This is a genomic window from Corynebacterium sp. HMSC058E07, from assembly GCF_001809885.1.
Lineage (GTDB): Bacteria > Actinomycetota > Actinomycetes > Mycobacteriales > Mycobacteriaceae > Corynebacterium > Corynebacterium macclintockiae.
In genome coordinates this window covers 35,701-53,743 of sequence record NZ_KV799257.1, presented here as the reverse complement: position 1 = coordinate 53,743, position 18,043 = coordinate 35,701, and the positions used below count along the sequence as shown (strand labels likewise).

The following is an 18,043-nucleotide window of genomic DNA, read 5'->3' as shown; positions in this document are numbered from 1 at the left end:
CATCTTGTGTTTAGCTTCGTCTCCCACCCCCACCTCTCACCCCCGAGAAAGGACACGAAGGATGACCGCATACACCCCGGCCCCTCTGGCCAACCTCTACCCTGAAGTAGACCCCCACCAGGCAATTCCGCTTTCCGCGACCGAACGCTTTGCCCTAACCGTATCGATCGGCGTGATGGCATACGGCGCAGTAGTCGGCGACTTTATTATCGCCGGAGTCGGGCTGGCACTAGTCGCCATCGCATGCGTCGTATGTTCTCAGAAAACGCAGCGCCGAATCCGCTCCCAAGCCCGCGGCCGCTTCCCCAGCGAGGACTGGGTCGAATACAGAACCGCAAACAGGTTGAATCTGAACCTCTTCCTCCCCCTATGTATCGGCTCCATCGGCGCCCTGATCGTGGCCGGTTTTTGGTACATCCCGCCGGAGCACGCAACACTGGGCGGCATCATCATTGCCATCGTTTCTGCCGCCACCATTTGGTTCTTGCCAGGCCTGAACCCCATGTGGTCGAAAGACGAAGAATACTTCGTACCCGAAGAAATATATGACGACGAGGTCGAGCTTCCAGGATCAGAGTTACAGCCCGACGAGTACGTCTATGGAACTACCCCTTCAGCGACCACTTCGCGCCATCGGCTGTATCCGTAACCTCAATGCCGGCCTCGGCCAGGCGGTCGCGTACCTCGTCGGCGGTGGCCCAGTCCTTGGCCGCGCGGGCTTCGGCGCGGCGCTCCAGCTCGGCCTTGACCAGCACATCCAGGGCTCCCATCGCCACATCGGAGCCACCGGCGGCGGCCTTGGTGGATTCGAGCCAGGTATCGCTCAGCGGATCCACGCCCAGCACGGCAGCCATCGCGCGAACCTGTCCGGCGATCTGCTTGACCTGCTGCTTTACCTCGTCCGTGGGCTTAGCCTCCAGTAGCTTGTTGCCCTCGCGAACAATATCGTGGATCACGGCCAACGACTGCGGTACGGCCAGGTCGTCATCCATCTTCTCCGCGAACCGCGCCGGCACTTCGCCGACCGGCAGCGCCTGCGGGTCCACGGCGGTCTCTCCGGTGACGAACTCGATGGCGCGCACCAGGAACTTCTCGATGCGGCGGTAGCCCGCAGCGGCCTCGCCCAGCGCAGCCTCGGAGTACTCCAGCATCGAACGGTAGTGCGCGCTGCCCAGGTAGTAGCGCAGCTCAACCGGACGCACCAGCTTCAGCACATTCGGGATAGAAAGCACGTTGCCCAGGGACTTCGACATCTTCTCACCGGACATCGTCACCCAGCCGTTGTGCATCCAGTAGCGCGCGAACCCATCCCCCGCTGCCGTCGCCTGCGCGGCCTCGTTCTCGTGGTGCGGGAACTGCAGGTCCAACCCACCGCAGTGAATGTCGAACTCACTGCCCAGGTAGGTCGTGGCCATCGCGGAGCACTCGATGTGCCAACCCGGGCGGCCACGGCCCCACGGAGTGTCCCAGGCCGGCTCGCCCGGCTTGGCTGCCTTCCACATGGTGAAGTCGCGCGGGTCGCGCTTACCGGTACCCGCAGATTCACCCTGATCCATCTCGTCCAGCTTCTGGCCGGAAAGGAAGCCGTAGTTATCGATCGTCGCGGGTTGCGCGTACACGTTGCCGTCTGCGGCGTAGCCGTGGCCGTTGTCGATGATGCGCTGCATGTACTCGATCATCTGCGGTACGTGCCCTGTGGCGCGGGGCTCGATGGAAGGTGGGGTGACGCCCAACTGGTCATAAGCCCAGTTAAACGCGCGCTCGTGCGTGGCGGCCCACTCCCACCACGGGCGGTTGTTCTCCGCGGCCTTGGTCAAGATCTTGTCGTCAATGTCGGTGACGTTCCTTACGAAAGCGACGTCCAACCCCTTGGCCTCTAGCCAGTTGCGCAGAATGTCAAAAGCAACTCCGCTACGCACATGTCCGATGTGCGGGATCGACTGCACGGTCGCTCCACACAGATAGATCGAGGCATGGCCTTCACGGATAGGCTCAAAGTCGCGGAGCTGGCGGGCGGCAGTGTCGTAGATTCGCAAAGTCACACCACACAGTATAGGCATGCGCATCCGGCCTCTTTCCCCTGCGTGTCAGTATCGTGGAAGGCATGCACACTCAAAGCACCACGAGATTCGCCACCATCCGCCTCAACAACCGGGATGCGTGGCAGCCCATCGCCGTCACCTCCTTTTCCGCCGAAGGCGGCGAGGGCAAACTCCTTGCCGAATTCCCTTACAAGGCGCCGATCAGCAGCACGGAGCTGGATTCCCTCCCCACCGTTACCTTCACCGCCGACCAGCTGGGGCCGGTCGTGCCGAACCCCGGAAAGATTTTCTGTGTAGGCCTCAATTACCGGGAACACATCGCAGAGATGGCTCACCCGATCCCGGACCACCCCACCCTGTTCGTGAAGTACGCCTCCGCCTTGGCGGGCCCGTTCGACGAAGTCGTTGTTCCCCCAGAGCTCTCCGCGCAGGCGGACTACGAGGGCGAGCTTGCTGTCATTATGGGCGAGTCCGGCCAGATCGCGGGCTACGCCGTGATGAATGATTTCTCTCAGCGCGACTGGCAGTACCGCACCCAGCAGTGGCTGCAGGGCAAGAACCTGGACCGCTCCAGCGGATTCGGCCCATGGATGGTTCCCGCCGAACACTTCGATCCGATTGCGGAAGGGGCTGTCTTACGCACCTGGGTCAACGGCGAACTCCGCCAGGAACACAGCGTTGCCGACTTGGTGTTTAAGCCACAGGATCTGGTGGATTACATCAGCAATTTCGCCTCGTTGGCACCTGGTGACGTCATCGTGACGGGCACACCAGAGGGCGTCGGCCATGGCATGACCCCACCGCAGTACCTGGCCGATGGCGACGAGGTGCGCATCGCTATCGACGGCATCGGGGAAATCTGCAACCGCATTAACTGCTGAGCTGAGCCAAACGCGGCTCGGCCTTCTTGATGGCGCTCCGCACTGCCGCGAAAAGTAACAGGCAGATGGGAAGCGCAATCACAATCACACTGATCCTGGGCGACCAGAACAATGGCAGGTATCTACTAGGCAATACCGATATGAGCAGGCACTGGGCGGCGGTTAGTAGCAGCAGTCCATAGAAGCTCTTTCGCAGGTCCACTACAAGGCATGCGCCGAAAATCACCGACAATGCAATAAGCGTGTACTGCAACATGCCTGGGTTGCCCAGGACCGCGACAACGCCGCACTCACCCAAGCAGATCCCAAGGAAAAGCCAGTCGCAGGCCGCCCACGTGCGACCAGTTAGTTCTTCCAGCTGGGAAAGCCGGTTATCCCAGAACATCACCGCAGAGCTAACGATAGCGATGGAGAACACGAAGTTAAACGGAACGACTCCGGACGAACTCCACGAAGCCCAGGGAATGGGGATCGTGGTCGTGCCGAACAGGACGGCGCCCACGAGGGCGAACACCTGAAGTATCACCGCGTAGGTCGCGGAATGACCGCGCCAATAGATTTGTGCTCGATGCTGGGCAGACACTATCCCTCCCAGCACTCGGAGTTCGCCCGATCCAGGATGAATTTCACGTCCACTCCCTCATTCGTGCCATGCACCCCGCGCCATTGTCCGGAAGGCGTCAGGGTCGCTCGTTCCAGTTCTTCTTCCGTCAGATCGGGAAGAGACTCCGCTACGGATACGGGTTCCTGCGGAGTTCCCCAACACGATGGAGCCCCCTTAAGTGCAGGTTCGTTGCTGAGGAGTTCGACCAGGAGCGCGTGTTTTACTTCCTGTTGCTGATTCGAGTGGGCGAGCCAGATGTCGCCGTCCCGTTGCGGTTCGGCGTCTATCAGCCTATAGGTAGTGACGCCCAAAGATTCCCACACCTTGCGGTTAGCATCTACCTGTTCAGATGGGGTTTCGCGCCAGTAACACAATGCTCCCTCGCAGATCATATGCTCTTGGGGGCGGGGCACCGCGGAACCATAGTTTCCGTCTTGGGCGATTCCGTAGCCTAATCCACAGCTCACGCCGAGTAGAACAATGGCGGCCACGCGAAGTGGCCACGCGGACAGCCCCGGAAGCCAATTTCCATGAAAAGCCGCGGTCAACAGCAACGAGCAAACGCATATGGCCCCCAGCACCAGCGCCGAAGCCTTCCACAGAATCGGATCCACGCTCTGTGATACTTGACAACAAGAACTGAACGGTTGCCCGAACATTTGTCGCCACGCCACGTTTGAGAGCGACACCGGGTAAGCGACCAGGATATAAGGAAGAAGCAAGCCGACAGCGATCGCCACAATTGCTGGTAGGTACAGCCCTAAAGTTGCCCCCAAGCTCAGCCATGCCACGCCGTGAAGAACAATAAAGACCAACCCCGTTGCAAGGGACTGTGCGGACTCTACGTAGCCGATATCCGCCAGCTGCACTGCGAGGTACGCCAACACCACTGCCACCGCGAGCAATAGCGGAAGCGCCAAGGATCTGAGCCAGACTTTAAAAACATCCTGCACAGAGCCGCGGGACTTAAAAAAGGAACGGAAGCGTGCCATCTCTTTAGCACCGATAAAGCCCAGGATTGGCCCCAGCGAATAGTAGATGGCCAAGCTGTTGGAGACTGCGTTGTCCTGCGTAGGCACCGGGTTGGCGTTGAGTGCAATGCTCAGCAAACCAAGCGCTGCAGCTGCGAGCACCAAAGCAACGTTGATCGCATTAATCCTCGACATGGCCACCGGTCCTGGAAAATGCCTCCGCAAGGTTTCTCACAGTGTCGGAATAGCGATGTGACTCCCCCGGCTCTAGCGAACCGCGCCCAACTCGCAGAAAATCGCTCATTGGCCCCTGGAACTCAACCTTTCCTTCATGCAGCACGAGTACATGCTCGAACGGCTTCTCCACTTCCAAGGGCTGATGACTAGAAACCCAAAGGCCAACGCCCGCTTCCGCAATGGATCGATAGAGTCCTTGCAGATCCCGCTTCGCCAGTGGGTCGAGTGCGGCGCTGGGTTCGTCCAGCAGTATGTGCTCCGCGTTAGAGTTCAGGGCTGTTGCTATTTGCACGCGAGCCTGCTGCCCACCGGACAGCTTGCTGCATTGCTTATGTGCGTGTTCCTTCAAACCGACGAATTCAATCCAATAGGCCGCGGTCCTCTTGCTCTCCGCCCAACCGGCACCATTAAGCCAGGCGACGTAGGAAACATAGTCGACAACGCGCGCACCATTGATGTTTTCGAAATGCTGCGGGACGTACACCGCTCTGCCCAACTTCGGTACAGCGCCTTCAGACGGTTTTAGCTGGCCGACGAGCAACTTCATAAGCGTGGTCTTACCGGCACCGTTGACACCCAAAATCACCGTCGGGCTAGCAGGAACCTCAAGCGAGTGGACCTCGACCCCTTCATCAGAGCGCGGGTAGCTAAAAGAAAACGAGTAGCTATTCGACAAGAAAGTTCCAAACCTTTAATGCGCAGGGGTTCTGTTTGATGGAACAAACCTACGAGGGTGCGAAAGGATTGTCAATAACTAGTTCTGCGCCTGCCACACAACCGCCGTCGCCACGGCCGCCACACCCTCGCCGCGGCCGGTGAAGCCCATGTGATCGGTCGTGGTCGCAGAGACGGAGACCGGCGCGCCGATCAGCTCTCCCATCACCTTCTCGGCCTCCTCACGCCGGGTGCCCATCTTCGGGCGGTTCCCCACCATCTGCACCGCCGCGTTGCCGATCACGAAGCCCTTAGATTCCAGCAGCTCGCGGCACTCGCGCAGTAGGCGTTCGCCGGAGACGTTGTCGTATTCCTTACGCCCCACCCCGACAAAACTGCCCAGGTCACCGAGCCCGGCGGCGGAGAGAAGCGCATCCACTACCGCGTGCGCCACCACGTCGCCGTCGGAGTGCCCTTCGCAGCCGTCCTGCCCCTCCCACAGCAGGCAAGCCATCCAGCAGTCTTTACCTGGTTGTACCTGGTGGGCGTCCGTCGCAATACCTACGCGGGGAATGATGTGTGGGGTGTTCAATTGCGTTCTGCCTCTCGCCTCTGCTTGCGTTCTACTTGTCTGCTGCGGACTTTCTAACTTTCGCTGCCATTCAGAATCATCTGTGCCACGCGGTAGTCCTGGGGCGTGGTGATCTTCATAGCCAGCGGATCCGCATCCACCGCCACCACCGGGAATCCTGCCATCTCCATCAGCGAAGCATCGTCCGTTACCAGTGGCAGCGGCGAGGCACCCACCCGATCCACCGCGTGCGCGGAACTGATCTCCGTGGTGCGCAGGTACTGCTCGTTGGCCTCGATCAGCTTCTCCAGGTCAAATACCTGCGGCGTGGCAGCTGCCCGCAGGCTGGCACGGTCGGGGGTTTGCTCCACGACCGTCTGCCCTGCGCGCGAGCCGGAGGTGGGGGCGTCAATAACCTTAATAGTGTCTACCACCGGCAACACCGGGATCGCCCCATACCAGGAACCTTCTGCGACGCCACGGCGCGCGCGGTCGACAACCTCGGCGATCATGGCGGGTGGGGTAAGGCAGCGGGCGGCGTCGTGGACGGCAACGAAGCGCCCCTCGGTGGCCTCGCCCACAGCGCTTAGCCGTCGCTGGATCGCAACCAGGCCTGCGTACACGGAGTCGAATCGCTCGCCGCCGCCGAGCTCCACGCTGACAGTCATGGGGGCCCATTCCGCGGCGTTCATGGGATCGCCGACGATGCGCTCGGCATGGTCGCGCATGTTCTCGCTGACCAGCACAATCGCTTGATCGATGCTTTGGGACGCCGCGAGGCCGTCCAACGATCGTTCCAGCAACGACCGACCGTGGAGTTCTACGAAAGCTTTCGGGGTGTCAAACCCCAGGCGGGTGCCGCTACCGGCAGCGGCGACGAGTGCATAGACGTTCGCTGTCACGGCGTTAGCTCGGCTTAGTCTTCGCCGTCCAGCTCGTCGTCCAGATCGATGGAGCCACCGGACTTGGAATCCTCGTCCACGCCTGCCGCACGGGCCGCTGCGGCAGCCTCGCGGTGGCGCTCGATGGCGGCCTGCATGTCGGCCAGCAGCGCGTCGGTCTTCTTGTCGTCCACGCCTTCGGCCAGGGCGAGCTCGCCCACGAGGATCTGGCGAGCCTTGGCCAGCATGCGCTTCTCACCCGCGGACAGGCCACGGTCCTGGTCGCGGCGCCACAGGTCGCGCACAACCTCGGCTACCTTATTCACGTCGCCACTGGTCAGGCGCTCCTGGTTCGCCTTGTAGCGGCGGGACCAGTTGCCAGCCTCTTCCACATCGGTCTCCCGCAGCACGGAGAAAACCTTGCGCAGGCCTTCTTCACCCACCACGTCACGCACGCCGACCTTCTCGGCGTTTGCGGCCGGCACACGGACAGAAAGGTCGCCCTGGTTGATGCGCAGCACCAGGTAATCGACGGTTTCCCCCTTGAATTCCCGTTGCTCGATGCCCTCGATGACAGCGGCGCCGTGGTGCGGGTAAACGACCGTATCTCCGACTGCGAACTCCATAAGTGTTCCTCTAACGTCCTTCCGAAAGGCTGGGGCGGGATGTGATAGGCACTGGGAAAAACAAGTGCGCAAATACCCGATAGATTCTACCGCAATCGCCCGCACTACCCGCATTTGGGGCATAAAATCCCCAGCAAGCACGCACTAGGGGGCACTAATTACTACTAAAGGCCTCCTTGGCTAGGTGTACTAGGGGGCTACAGGCTAGGCTGGACACAGACGTTTTTATTCAACTGCTTTAAGACATGCCTCAGATGGAGGAACGCATCGTGAAGACCCTCAAGGCCCAGCCGCTGAAGACGACCTTTGCCCGTGGTGCGCTGGCGCTGGTCGCCGCAGGTTCCGCGCTCGCACTGTCCGCGTGTGGCGCAGGTCAGATTTCCCAGACTTCCAGCCAGGTGGCCGCCGTCAACGGTGCGCACGGCAACGCTGGCCACGCTGACGTCCAGGACGTGTCCGTGGTCGTTGGCCCGGATAACACCCTGGCACTGAAGTTCACTGTCACCAACGAGGACGAAAAGGGCAAGGCCGTCAAGGTTGAGTCCGTGAAGGTTGATGGCAAGGAGGTCTCCGGCCTGGATAAGAAGGAGATCCCGGCGGGTGGCTCCCTGGTTGCTGACGGCAAGTTTGCTCTGAAGGACGTAGAGACCAAGGGCCAGAGCCAGCTGCAGTACGCTGAAACCTCCGTCAAGGGTCTGAAGGACGTGTACGTTGGCGGCCGCAAGAAGGTCACCTTCAAGCTGAACGTCGGCACCGTTGAGCTAAACGCTCCGGTAACCGCGTACGTTCCGGAATCTGGCCAGCTGCACCGCGACGAGGATGGCAACCTGACCACCAAGTAGGTCACCTAGGCGGGTCGCCCAAGCCAGAACCCGCCACAAAATCGAACAAACGCCGTCGCCGGACATTGGTCGTCCGGGGCGGCGTTTATTGTTGTGCACATGGCAAGTAAGTCGAGCAAAGCAAGCCGGGTTTTCGTATGCGCCTCCTGCGATCACCAGCTGTCCAAGTGGATGGGGCGCTGCCCACAATGTGGCGAGTGGGGATCTCTGGAGGAACGAGACACCCGCGCTCTCGGGGCGCTGGGGATCGCAGGTGTAGCTGGTGGAACGGGTGGTTCTGGGCGCCGCGGGCGCAGGGGCGGAGGATTGGTGCCGGGGGCCAGCGCCCAGCCGGTGACCAAGGTGGACCCGACCATCGCCAAGCACCGACCGACAGGTATCGGAGAACTGGATCGGGTGCTGGGCGGCGGCATCGTGCCAGGCAGCGCTGTGCTGCTTGCGGGCGAACCGGGTGTGGGTAAATCCACCCTGCTGCTGGAGGTCGCCGCCGCGTGGGCAAAGAAAGGCCACACAGTACTGATCCTCACGGCGGAGGAATCCGTCGGACAGGTACGCCATCGCGCGGAACGCACCGGCGCGCTGCACGACAACCTCTACCTGGCCAGCGAAAACGACCTGGAAAACGGCCTGGCACAGGTGGATGCCCTCAACCCGGAGCTGATCATTGTGGACTCTCTGCAGACCATGCAGGCCACCGGGGTGGAGGGCGTGGCCGGCGGCGTGGCCCAAACTCGTGCGGTCACCAGCACGCTAACAACCCTGGCCAAGATGTCTGGCACGCCCGTCATCGCCGTGGGCCACGTGACAAAGGAGGGTACGGTCGCAGGCCCTCGCACCATCGAACACCTGGTGGATGTGGTTCTGAACTTCGAGGGCGACAAGCACTCCTCCATGCGTTTCCTGCGGGGCATCAAGAATCGCTTCGGCGCGACGGATGAGGTCGGCTGCTTCGAACAAACCGCCCACGGAATCCAGGAGGTTGCTGATCCTAGCGGGCTCTTCCTGCACCACCGGACCGAATCCGTAACTGGTACCGCGGTGACTGTGGTGATGGACGGCCGTCGCGCGATGGTTGGAGAGCTACAAACCCTGGCTCTCAACAGCGAATTTAAGAACCCGAAGCGATACATGACGGGCATGGATGCCTCGCGCGTATCGATGGTGCTGGCGGTGCTTTCGGAACGCTGCGGCCTCCCCCTAGCGGATAAGGAGGTCTACGCTGCGACGGTGGGTGGGATGAAGATCCTGGAGCCCTCGGCGGATCTAGCCACGGGGCTCGCTCTAGCTTCCACTGCTAAGCGCACGCCGCTCCCCCTCGGGCTGGTGGCTTTGGGTGAAGTCGGTTTGGGTGGCGAGGTGCGCCGCATCCCGCAGCTCACCCAAAGGCTGGCAGAGGCCAGCCGTCTGGGCTTCCACACCGCGCTGGTGCCGAAGAACTGTCACTACGAGACGCCGAAGGGAATGAAGGTGAAGGAGGTCTCCACGCTCTGCCAGGCTGTCAATTACTGCCTGGCCTCCGCCTAGCCACTGCGGGTTGAGCGAGAGCTACTGCGGGTTAAACGAGAGCTACTGCAAGTTGAACGAGGCCGGCTGGGACGTATTGTCGCCCACGTGGGTGTACAGCAGGTAGCTGCCCGGATCGACGGGCTGGCGAGCCTCACACTGGCCCGGCGCGGAGGTCGTGCGGGACCAACCGGCCAGTTCGTAGATCACTGCCTCGCCAGCCTTGATCTTTACGTCCCCGGTCACCTCCGGCGCATTGCAGTCGATATCGCCCCACACGCGCTGGTAGTTGCCCATCGTGAACACTTCGAACTTCAGCGGAGCATCATCAAGGTTGATGTCGCAATCCGCGCCAGTCGGGTTCTCAATCCTGGCGTAGAAGTTCGGCTGCTGATCCGCGTTGAACGTCGTCGCCCCTGGCCGAGCGGTGACCTTCAAGTCGGCCAGGGAGCAAGAATCCTTCTTCTTGTCCTCTGACGCCTTCGCCTCCGACTCCTTACTTTCGGACGCCTTCGCCTCCGATTCACTAGGATCCGCACCCTTTGGCGGCTCCGGCGGGCTAGACATGTCCTGCTGTTCGGAAGTAGTCGTGGCAGATTCGGTAGCGGCCGTGTTCTCGGATTCCCCTCCCCCGCTGACCAGGCTGATCAAACCCCAGATCACGCCGATCACAGCGACCAGAATCACCACCGCGGCAATGCGGCGGCGGATATACACTTCGCGTGGCAACGGGCGCCTGTTGTCTTCCTCAGTCACACAACCAATGCTAAATGCTGCCCACCCGCACACGGCGGATAGACACGGGTTGACCGCCTAAAATAGCCCACGAAATGGCTAGTAGATGCGCTGCGCACCCTCAATATCTAGCCCGTAACTGACCAGTGGCTCGGCCAGCCCATCGGACAGGCGGTAGCGCAGTCCAACCACGGCGCAACGCTTGTCCGCCAGGCGCGCCTGGATCTCCGGCGAACGATCCACGATGTGGTCGGCGATCTCTGCAACGTGGTTGCGTTCGAAGGCGTCACTACTTTCCATCCCGCGCTTCTTCGCCGACAGCAACGAGGGCGTAACCTTCTCCACCAACACGCGCTGGAAGCCGGACGGCATGTCCCCGCCGTGCAGCGCCCGGGAGGCCGCAGCGACCGCGCCGCACTTCTCGTGCCCCAGCACAACCACTAGCGGCACCTCCAGGGAATCCACCGCGAACTCCAGGGAGGCCAGCACGGACAGGTCGGTGATCTCCCCGGCAGTGCGGATCACAAACACATCGCCCAACCCCTGGTCGAAGAGGATCTCCACCGGCGCCCGAGAATCGGAGCACGCCAGCACCACTGCTTGTGGCTTCTGCCCTTCCTGCAGGGTGATGCGACGGCTGAGGTCCTGGTGTGGGTGGTCAGATTCACCGCGCATGAATCTGGCGTTGCCCTCGCGCAGGCTGTCCCATGCCTCCTGCGGAGTTTTGTGATGGCTCGAAGTCATGCATCCATTGTGCACCGCGCTACAGTGATTTGTGCAATGAACTCCCCACACGCTGACTCCTCGGACTCGGCAGCCGAGCTGCCCGCCAAGCTGAACAACTGGTACGCCCGGCACGCCCGCGACCTGCCGTGGCGCCACCCGAAAACGAGCCCGTGGGCGATCCTGCTCAGCGAAGTGATGAGCCAGCAGACCCCAGTCGCCCGCGTGATCCCTCTCTGGACGGCCTGGCTGGAACGCTGGCCCACCCCGGCAGACCTGGCGCAGGCCCCGAAATCCGAGATCCTAAGAATGTGGGCCAACCTGGGCTATCCCCGGCGCGCTCTGCGACTCAAGGAGTGCGCAATCGCCTGTGTGGAGCGCCACGGAGGTCAGGTTCCCAGCGACATCACCGACCTCGAAGCCCTGCCAGGGATCGGCCACTACACCGCCCGCGCCGTCGCCGCTTTCGCATTCGGCCAGGCCGTGCCGGTCGTGGATACGAACGTCCGCCGCGTCTACCGGCGCCTTGTTGACGGCCGCTACCTGCAAGGTCCCGCCCGTGCGCGCGACCTGGCGGATGTGGCATCGTTGCTGCCCCACGTGGATCCGGACCCTCGTTTGGTTCGACGCCACCTCCCCCGCCCGCCGCACTCTCAGCCCACCGGCCAGCCCACCGACTCGACAGCCACCGCAGATGCCGCAGATGCCGCTGATGCCGCGAATCTGATGTGCGCGGCGCTGATGGAACTCGGCGCCCTGGTGTGCACCGCGAAGAGCCCGGCGTGCGACCACTGCCCCGTGGTGGACGACTGCGCGTGGGTGAAAGCAGGCAAGCCGCAGCCCACCGAGGAGGAAGCGGCAGCCGCTGCCCGGCGCGTGCAGAAATTCGAGGGAACCGATCGCCAGGTACGCGGAAAGATTATGGAACTATTGCGAAAAACGGGGGACGGTGGCGTCACAAAGAAAGAAATAGACCTGCTGTGGCCCGGGCAGGAACAGCGCGAGCGAGCCCTGCAATCGCTACTTAACGACGGGCTTGTGGCCCGTGACGAGGGGAAATACCCCCTGCCACACTAGGCAGCATTACGCAAGCGGTTTTGTGCGGCTTAGGTTTCACGGGTAGATGTGCATTAGAGTGATGTGAGTTACCCAAATCACAATAGGAATGTTTTATGTCGACTCCTACCTCCTCGACTGGCAAGCGTCCGAACACGACAACCACCGTGGCGGCCGTAGGCCTGATGCTCTTCTCCATGTTCTTCGGCGCCGGCAACCTCATCTTCCCGCCCATGCTCGGTGTGGAATCCGGTGACAACTTCTCCCCCGCCATGATCGGCTTCCTCCTGACCGGAGTGCTCATGCCGGTAATGACGGTCATCGCCATCGCAATCTCCGGTACCGGCGTGCGCGACCTAGCTTCCCGCGCTGGTGCGCTTTTCGGTCTCATCTTCGCCATCGTCGCCTACCTGTCCATCGGTGCACTGTACGCCGTGCCCCGCGCCGCAGCCATCGGCTACGAACTGGGCATCGAGTCCACCTTCAACCTGACCGGCGGCTGGTGGCGCCTGGCAGGCACGTTCGCTTTCTTCCTGGTGTGTTACCTGCTCACACTCTGGCCCGGCAAGGTCGTGGACACCCTGGGCAAGGCTCTCACCCCAGTACTGCTGATCTTGCTGGCCGTGCTGGCCATCGTCGGCCTGCAGAAGCTGAACGATCCCAGCATCCCGGCGACGGAGGAGTACTCCTCTAACCCGCTGGTCAGCGGCATCTCTCAGGGCTACTTTACGATGGACTCCATCGGCGCGCTGGCGTTCGCGCTGATCGTCGTGAGCGCCTTTAGCCAGAAGGGCGAAACCGATCACAAGCGGATCGTCAAGCTCTCCGGCATTGCGGCCTTCACCGCCGGCTTCTTCCTGATGCTGGTTTACTTGGGCCTGGGCCTGGTCGGCGCCCGCATGCCGGACAAGGAAAGCTACAGCGACGGCGCTGCACTCCTGAGCTCCGCTGCACACCTGACCATGGGCAACACCGGTGAGATCGTGTTCTCGCTGATCGTGCTGCTGGCCTGTATCACCACCGTCGTTGGTCTCACCGCGGCGACGTCCACGTTCTTCCACGAGCTGGTTCCGCAGATCAGCTACCGCTGGTGGGCGACGATCCTGACGCTCGTCGGCCTGGCGATCGCCAACCTGGGGCTGGAGAAAATCCTGAGCGTATCCGGCCCCGTGATCGGCCTGATCTACCCGCCGGCGATCGTACTGATCACGCTGTCCTACGTGCACCTGCTGTTCCGCCAGCACAAGCTCGTGTTCTCGTACCGCATCGGCGTGGCCGTAGCCTTCGTGTTCTCCTTCGTCGACTTCCTGGCTTCGCTGAACGTTCCGGTCGACGCACTACAGAATGCGCTGAGCTGGATTCCGCTGATGGACGCCGGCATGGGATGGCTGCTACCGACCGCTGTCTTTACCATCATTGGCCTAGCCATCGACCTGAGCCGCAAGGTGCCCAATGACGAGGACGAGGAAGTGGACCTCGAAGCTCTGGATCCGTTCACAGCCAATGTGGACGAAGAGGCCCCTGTTTCTCAGTCCTAACTAGCGATATCTAACACTTTTCCCGGGGAATCCGTTTAGGATTTTCCTATGACGTTTCCCCGTAAGAGTTTCCACCGCTTTCGCTTTACCCGTTTCACCCGTTCCCTAGCCGCGACCTGTGCAGTTCTTCTGCCCGCGGCCGCCGTATCCGCCACGCCTGTGGCTGTAGCCACCCCATCCCAGGGTGGCTTTTATGGTTCCGTGGAAGGTTCGCTATCCAGAGCCGCAGCCACGGGCAGCGGCAAGTCCGCCGTCGGCTCCCTGCCTAACCACGATCCGGACGGGTTCTACTCCTCCCTGCCGCTGCAGGTGAAGGGCAGGCCAGGGGAAATCTTGAAGACCGCCCGCAGCAACTTCGCACTTGGCATCCCCTTCGTCGACTGGACCAACAGCGAAGCCCAGCGCGTGGCTTATGTTTCCACCAACTCTCGCGGTGAAACCGTCCCCGTCACCGGCACCGTCCTGGTGCCCCGAGCCCCCTACACCGGCGGCGGCGAGCGTCCTTTGCTGGTCGTTGCGCCGGGCACCCAGGGCAGCGGTGATGCGTGCGCCCCGGGCAAGCTGCTGCCACTGGGGCTGGAATACGAGGCCGCCCCTGTCGCCGCCGCGCTCTCCCGCGGTTGGGCGGTGGCGCTGACGGACCTGAATGGTTTGGGCACCCCGGCCCAGCACACCTACATGAATCGCGTAGATCAGGGCAACGCCACCCTGGACATGGCTCGCGCGGCCAAGAACATGCAGCGGGTGCCGAAGTCCGCACCGGTAGCGCTGTGGGGTTACTCGCAGGGTGGTGGATCTTCCGCCGCAGCACTCGAGCTGGCCTCGACCTACGCCCCCGAGATCAACCTGAAGGCGGGCTACGCCGGCGGCGTGCCGGCCGATCTGGCCATGACTTCCACCGCCATCGACAACGGCCCGTTGGCCGCTGCTTTGGGCTACACGCTGAATGGCTTCCTGATCTCTAACCCAGAGATCCGCGGTGCCGTCGAGTCGCGCATGAATGCCAAGGGCAAGGAATACTTGCGCAAGACCGCCAGCGAGTGCCTCCCCGAATCACTGGCGCGTCACGCCTACACCGATACGCGCACCCTGACAAAGTCCGGCGAATCGCTCACGGAACTGTTGCGGCAGGAGCCTTTTAAGAAGCTTGTTGACGCCCAACGCATCGGCAACCGCCCACCCCAGGTCCCTGTGTACGTGGGGCATGGCACGAATGATGACACGATCCCCGTGGAGCAGAGCCGTCGCATGGCCCGCCAGTGGGCCGAGGGTGGCACGAAGGTGCACTACGTGGAGCACAACATCCCCCACACCGTTCCGCTGGGCGATCACATGCTGCCGATGTTTACGCACCTGCTGCCGGCGCTGGACTGGCTGGATAGTGTGCTCCACGGCCGCCCAGTGCCGTTCAACAAGGCTTAGTTAGCCTTTCTGGTTCCAATCGTCGCTAGAGTCTGCGGCGTCAAAATCCTTATCCTCCGGAACGGAGGATTCGGCGGCGACAGACACAGCCTCCTGGGCCTCGTCGGCGGCCGCGTCGTCAATGCCGACCTCCGGCAGTGGCTTGGGCCTGGTGCCGAAGACGAACTTCGCATCCTCGCCCTTGGACTCGCCGTCCCAGTTCTCGACGTCGACGGTGACGATCTCGCCAGCGCCGATCTCGCCGAACAGGATCTTCTCGGACAGGTGATCCTCGATCTCCCGCTGGATGGTGCGGCGCAGCGGACGGGCACCCAGCACTGGGTCGAATCCGCGCTTGGCCAGCAGGGACTTCGCCTGCTCGGTCAGCTCCAGATCCATGTCCTTCGCCTGCAGCGCGGTACGCACGCGGCCCAGCAGCAGGTCCACCATCTGGACGATCTGCTCGCGGGTCAGCTGGTGGAAGACCACGATGTCGTCGATGCGGTTCAGGAACTCCGGGCGGAAGTGCTTCTTCAGCTCGTCGTCGACCTTCTGCTTCATCCGCTCGTACTGGGTTTCCTCGTCGGCCTCGCCGGAGCTGCTGAAGCCCATGCCCACAGCCTTCGAGATGTCCCTGGTTCCCAGGTTCGAGGTGAAGATCAGGACGGTGTTCTTAAAGTCCACCATGCGGCCCTGGCCGTCGGTCAGGCGACCGTCTTCCAGCACCTGCAGCAGGGTGTTGTAGATCTCGGTGTGAGCCTTCTCGATCTCGTCGAACAGCACCACAGAGAACGGCTTGCGGCGGACCTTCTCGGTCAGCTGGCCGCCCTCGTCGTAGCCGACGTATCCCGGAGGGGCACCGAACAGGCGGGATGCCGTGAACTTGTCGTGGAACTCGCCCATGTCGATCTGGATCAGCGCATCGTCGTCGCCGAACAGGAACTCGGCCAGCGCCTTCGACAGCTCGGTCTTACCCACACCGGACGGGCCGGCAAAGATGAACGAACCGGACGGGCGCTTCGGGTCCTTCAGCCCAGCGCGGGTGCGGCGGATGGCGCGGGAGACAGCCTTGACGGCATCGTCCTGGCCGATGATGCGCTTGTGCAGCTCGTCTTCCATGTGCAGCAGGCGGGTGGACTCTTCCTCGGTGAGCTTGAACACGGGAATGCCGGTCCAGGTGCCCATGACCTCGGCGATCTGCTCCTCGCCCACCTCGGCGACCTCGTCCAGCTCGCCTGCGCGCCAGGCCTTTTCCTTCTCCGCGCGCTCTTCGCCCAGCTTGCGCTCGTCGTCGCGCAGAGCTGCTGCCTTCTCGAAGTCCTGGTCGTCGATGGCGGCTTCCTTCTTGCGGCGCACCTCGGCGATCTTGTCGTCGACATCCTGGATGGACTTCGGGGCGGTCATGCGCTTGATACGCATGCGGGCGCCGGCCTCGTCGATCAGGTCCACGGCCTTATCCGGCAGGAAGCGGTCGTTGATGTAGCGATCAGCCAACTGGGCGGCGGCCTTCAGGGCACCGTCGGTAATGGATACGCGGTGGTGCGCCTCGTAGCGGTCACGCAATCCCTTCAGGATTTCCACGGTCAGCTCGACGGAAGGCTCCGGCACCTGTACCGGCTGGAAGCGGCGCTCCAGAGCCGCGTCCTTCTCGATGTGCTTGCGGTACTCGTCTAGGGTGGTCGCACCGATGGTCTGCAGCTCGCCACGAGCCAGCTTCGGCTTCAGGATGCTGGCGGCGTCGATTGCACCCTCGGCGGCACCCGCACCGACCAGGGTGTGGATCTCGTCGATGAACAGGATGATGTCACCGCGCTGGTTGATCTCCTTCAGCACCTTCTTCAGGCGCTCCTCGAAGTCACCGCGGTAGCGGGAGCCCGCCACCAGGGAACCCAGGTCCAGGGAGTACAGCTGCTTACCCTTCAGCGTCTCCGGCACCTTGCCGTTGACAATGTCCAGCGCCAGGCCTTCCACCACAGCGGTCTTACCCACACCGGGCTCGCCGATAAGCACCGGGTTGTTCTTAGTGCGGCGGGACAGGACCTGCATGACGCGCTCGATTTCATTCTCGCGCCCCACAACCGGATCCAGCTTGCCATCCTTAGCGGCCTGGGTGAGGTTACGGCCGAACTGGTCCAGCACCAGGGAGTTGGACTTCTGGCCAGGGCGGCTCGGTGCGCCCTCACCGGTGCTGCCCACGCCAGCAGCAGCGGGCTCGCCGCCGCCTTCTTCCTCGTTACCCTCGTAGCCGCTGAGCAGCTGGATCACCTGCTGGCGCACGCGGGACAGGTCAGCGCCGAGCTTGACCAGCACCTGCGCTGCCACGCCCTCACCCTCGCGGATGAGGCCCAGCAGGATGTGTTCGGTGCCGATGTACTTGTGGCCCAGCTGCAGCGCCTCGCGCAGTGCGAGCTCCAGGACCTTCTTAGCCCGCGGGGTGAAGGGAATGTAGCCGCTCGGCGGGTGACCGCCGGTGCCGATGATGTCCTTGACTTCGGTGCGCACGGCGTCCAGGGAGATACCCATGGATTCCAGGGCCTTCGCTGCTACGCCTTCGCCCTCCTGAATCAGGCCGAGCAGGATGTGCTCTGTGCCGATGTAGTTGTGATTCAGCGCGCGGGCTTCTTCCTGCGCCAACACAACGACGCGACGCGCGCGATCCGTGAACCTCTCGAACATGGTGTGCTCCCTTTACAAAAGATGTGGCTAGTTTCCAAAGACTTAGCTTGTGTATTCGCCAATGCTGCCCACCTTAGCCGTGAGTGCGGGCAACTCATATCG

General features: G+C 62.4%; 17 protein-coding genes. 7 read left to right on the top strand and 10 right to left on the bottom strand.

What is annotated here, in order from left to right:
* The first annotated feature begins 61 nt into the window (after window positions 1-61).
* The gene (locus tag HMPREF2678_RS02180) at window positions 62-649 is read left to right on the top strand and encodes a hypothetical protein (RefSeq protein WP_034969824.1); all 588 of its coding nucleotides are present in this window, start codon (window positions 62-64) and stop codon (window positions 647-649) included.
* Here the strand turns inward: HMPREF2678_RS02180 and cysS are convergent.
* On the bottom strand, window positions 606-2,042 hold the full coding sequence (gene cysS / locus HMPREF2678_RS02175) for a cysteine--tRNA ligase (protein ID WP_210382690.1): 1,437 nt from the start codon (window positions 2,040-2,042) through the stop codon (window positions 606-608). The genes HMPREF2678_RS02180 and cysS overlap by 44 nt on opposite strands.
* Before the next feature lie 62 nt (window positions 2,043-2,104).
* On the opposite strand from cysS, the gene HMPREF2678_RS02170 reads away from it, so the two are divergent.
* The gene (locus tag HMPREF2678_RS02170; protein ID WP_070550651.1) at window positions 2,105-2,923 is read left to right on the top strand and encodes a fumarylacetoacetate hydrolase family protein; all 819 of its coding nucleotides are present in this window, start codon (window positions 2,105-2,107) and stop codon (window positions 2,921-2,923) included.
* On the opposite strand, the gene HMPREF2678_RS02165 is transcribed toward HMPREF2678_RS02170, so the two are convergent.
* The 6 genes from HMPREF2678_RS02165 to HMPREF2678_RS02140 form a co-directional block, all read right to left on the bottom strand.
* On the bottom strand, window positions 2,913-3,506 hold the full coding sequence (locus tag HMPREF2678_RS02165) for a hypothetical protein (protein ID WP_070550650.1): 594 nt from the start codon (window positions 3,504-3,506) through the stop codon (window positions 2,913-2,915). The genes HMPREF2678_RS02170 and HMPREF2678_RS02165 overlap by 11 nt on opposite strands.
* A complete protein-coding gene (locus tag HMPREF2678_RS02160) occupies window positions 3,506-4,693 on the bottom strand; it encodes an ABC transporter permease (RefSeq protein ID WP_070550667.1) in 1,188 nt (395 codons plus the stop codon). The genes HMPREF2678_RS02165 and HMPREF2678_RS02160 overlap by 1 nt, the downstream gene beginning before the upstream one ends.
* Window positions 4,680-5,411 (bottom strand): ATP-binding cassette domain-containing protein, encoded by a 732-nt coding sequence (locus tag HMPREF2678_RS02155; protein ID WP_034969812.1) that lies wholly within the window; start codon window positions 5,409-5,411, stop codon window positions 4,680-4,682. The genes HMPREF2678_RS02160 and HMPREF2678_RS02155 overlap by 14 nt, the downstream gene beginning before the upstream one ends.
* 78 nt (window positions 5,412-5,489) lie before the next feature.
* Window positions 5,490-5,981 carry a 2-C-methyl-D-erythritol 2,4-cyclodiphosphate synthase gene (ispF, locus tag HMPREF2678_RS02150; RefSeq protein WP_034965389.1) on the bottom strand — a complete coding sequence of 164 codons (492 nt, stop codon included), beginning with the start codon at window positions 5,979-5,981 and terminating at the stop codon, window positions 5,490-5,492.
* A 53-nt stretch (window positions 5,982-6,034) separates the two neighbouring features.
* Window positions 6,035-6,862: an IspD/TarI family cytidylyltransferase gene (locus HMPREF2678_RS02145; RefSeq protein WP_070550648.1), complete on the bottom strand. Its 828-nt coding sequence runs from the start codon at window positions 6,860-6,862 to the stop codon at window positions 6,035-6,037.
* A 14-nt stretch (window positions 6,863-6,876) separates the two neighbouring features.
* Window positions 6,877-7,467 carry a CarD family transcriptional regulator gene (locus HMPREF2678_RS02140; protein WP_034969805.1) on the bottom strand — a complete coding sequence of 197 codons (591 nt, stop codon included), beginning with the start codon at window positions 7,465-7,467 and terminating at the stop codon, window positions 6,877-6,879.
* 254 nt (window positions 7,468-7,721) lie between these two features.
* Between HMPREF2678_RS02140 and HMPREF2678_RS02135 the strand changes: the two genes are divergently transcribed.
* Together HMPREF2678_RS02135 and radA are read left to right on the top strand one after the other, a co-directional pair.
* Window positions 7,722-8,309 carry a hypothetical protein gene (locus HMPREF2678_RS02135; protein ID WP_237745428.1) on the top strand — a complete coding sequence of 196 codons (588 nt, stop codon included), beginning with the start codon at window positions 7,722-7,724 and terminating at the stop codon, window positions 8,307-8,309.
* Between the two features lie 99 nt (window positions 8,310-8,408).
* Window positions 8,409-9,833, top strand: a complete 1,425-nt coding sequence (radA, locus tag HMPREF2678_RS02130) for a DNA repair protein RadA (protein ID WP_035002664.1) — start codon at window positions 8,409-8,411, stop codon at window positions 9,831-9,833.
* Window positions 9,834-9,875: 42 nt separating this feature from the next.
* On the opposite strand, the gene HMPREF2678_RS02125 is transcribed toward radA, so the two are convergent.
* Together HMPREF2678_RS02125 and HMPREF2678_RS02120 are read right to left on the bottom strand one after the other, a co-directional pair.
* Window positions 9,876-10,568 carry a hypothetical protein gene (locus tag HMPREF2678_RS02125; protein WP_034969794.1) on the bottom strand — a complete coding sequence of 231 codons (693 nt, stop codon included), beginning with the start codon at window positions 10,566-10,568 and terminating at the stop codon, window positions 9,876-9,878.
* Window positions 10,569-10,646: 78 nt separating this feature from the next.
* On the bottom strand, window positions 10,647-11,291 hold the full coding sequence (locus HMPREF2678_RS02120; RefSeq protein ID WP_034971787.1) for a carbonic anhydrase: 645 nt from the start codon (window positions 11,289-11,291) through the stop codon (window positions 10,647-10,649).
* A 36-nt stretch (window positions 11,292-11,327) separates the two neighbouring features.
* Here HMPREF2678_RS02120 and HMPREF2678_RS02115 point away from each other — a divergent pair, with 36 nt between their 5' ends.
* The 3 genes from HMPREF2678_RS02115 to HMPREF2678_RS02105 all read left to right on the top strand — a co-directional run bounded on the left by HMPREF2678_RS02115 (window position 11,328) and on the right by HMPREF2678_RS02105 (window position 15,286).
* The gene (locus HMPREF2678_RS02115; protein WP_070550646.1) at window positions 11,328-12,347 is read left to right on the top strand and encodes an HhH-GPD family protein; all 1,020 of its coding nucleotides are present in this window, start codon (window positions 11,328-11,330) and stop codon (window positions 12,345-12,347) included.
* Between the two features lie 95 nt (window positions 12,348-12,442).
* The gene (gene brnQ / locus HMPREF2678_RS02110; protein ID WP_070550645.1) at window positions 12,443-13,864 is read left to right on the top strand and encodes a branched-chain amino acid transport system II carrier protein; all 1,422 of its coding nucleotides are present in this window, start codon (window positions 12,443-12,445) and stop codon (window positions 13,862-13,864) included.
* 48 nt (window positions 13,865-13,912) lie between these two features.
* Window positions 13,913-15,286: a lipase family protein gene (locus tag HMPREF2678_RS02105; protein WP_034992443.1), complete on the top strand. Its 1,374-nt coding sequence runs from the start codon at window positions 13,913-13,915 to the stop codon at window positions 15,284-15,286.
* Here HMPREF2678_RS02105 and HMPREF2678_RS02100 read toward each other — a convergent pair whose 3' ends face one another.
* The gene (locus HMPREF2678_RS02100; RefSeq protein ID WP_070550644.1) at window positions 15,287-17,941 is read right to left on the bottom strand and encodes an ATP-dependent Clp protease ATP-binding subunit; all 2,655 of its coding nucleotides are present in this window, start codon (window positions 17,939-17,941) and stop codon (window positions 15,287-15,289) included.
* Between the last annotated feature and the right edge of the window lie 102 nt (window positions 17,942-18,043).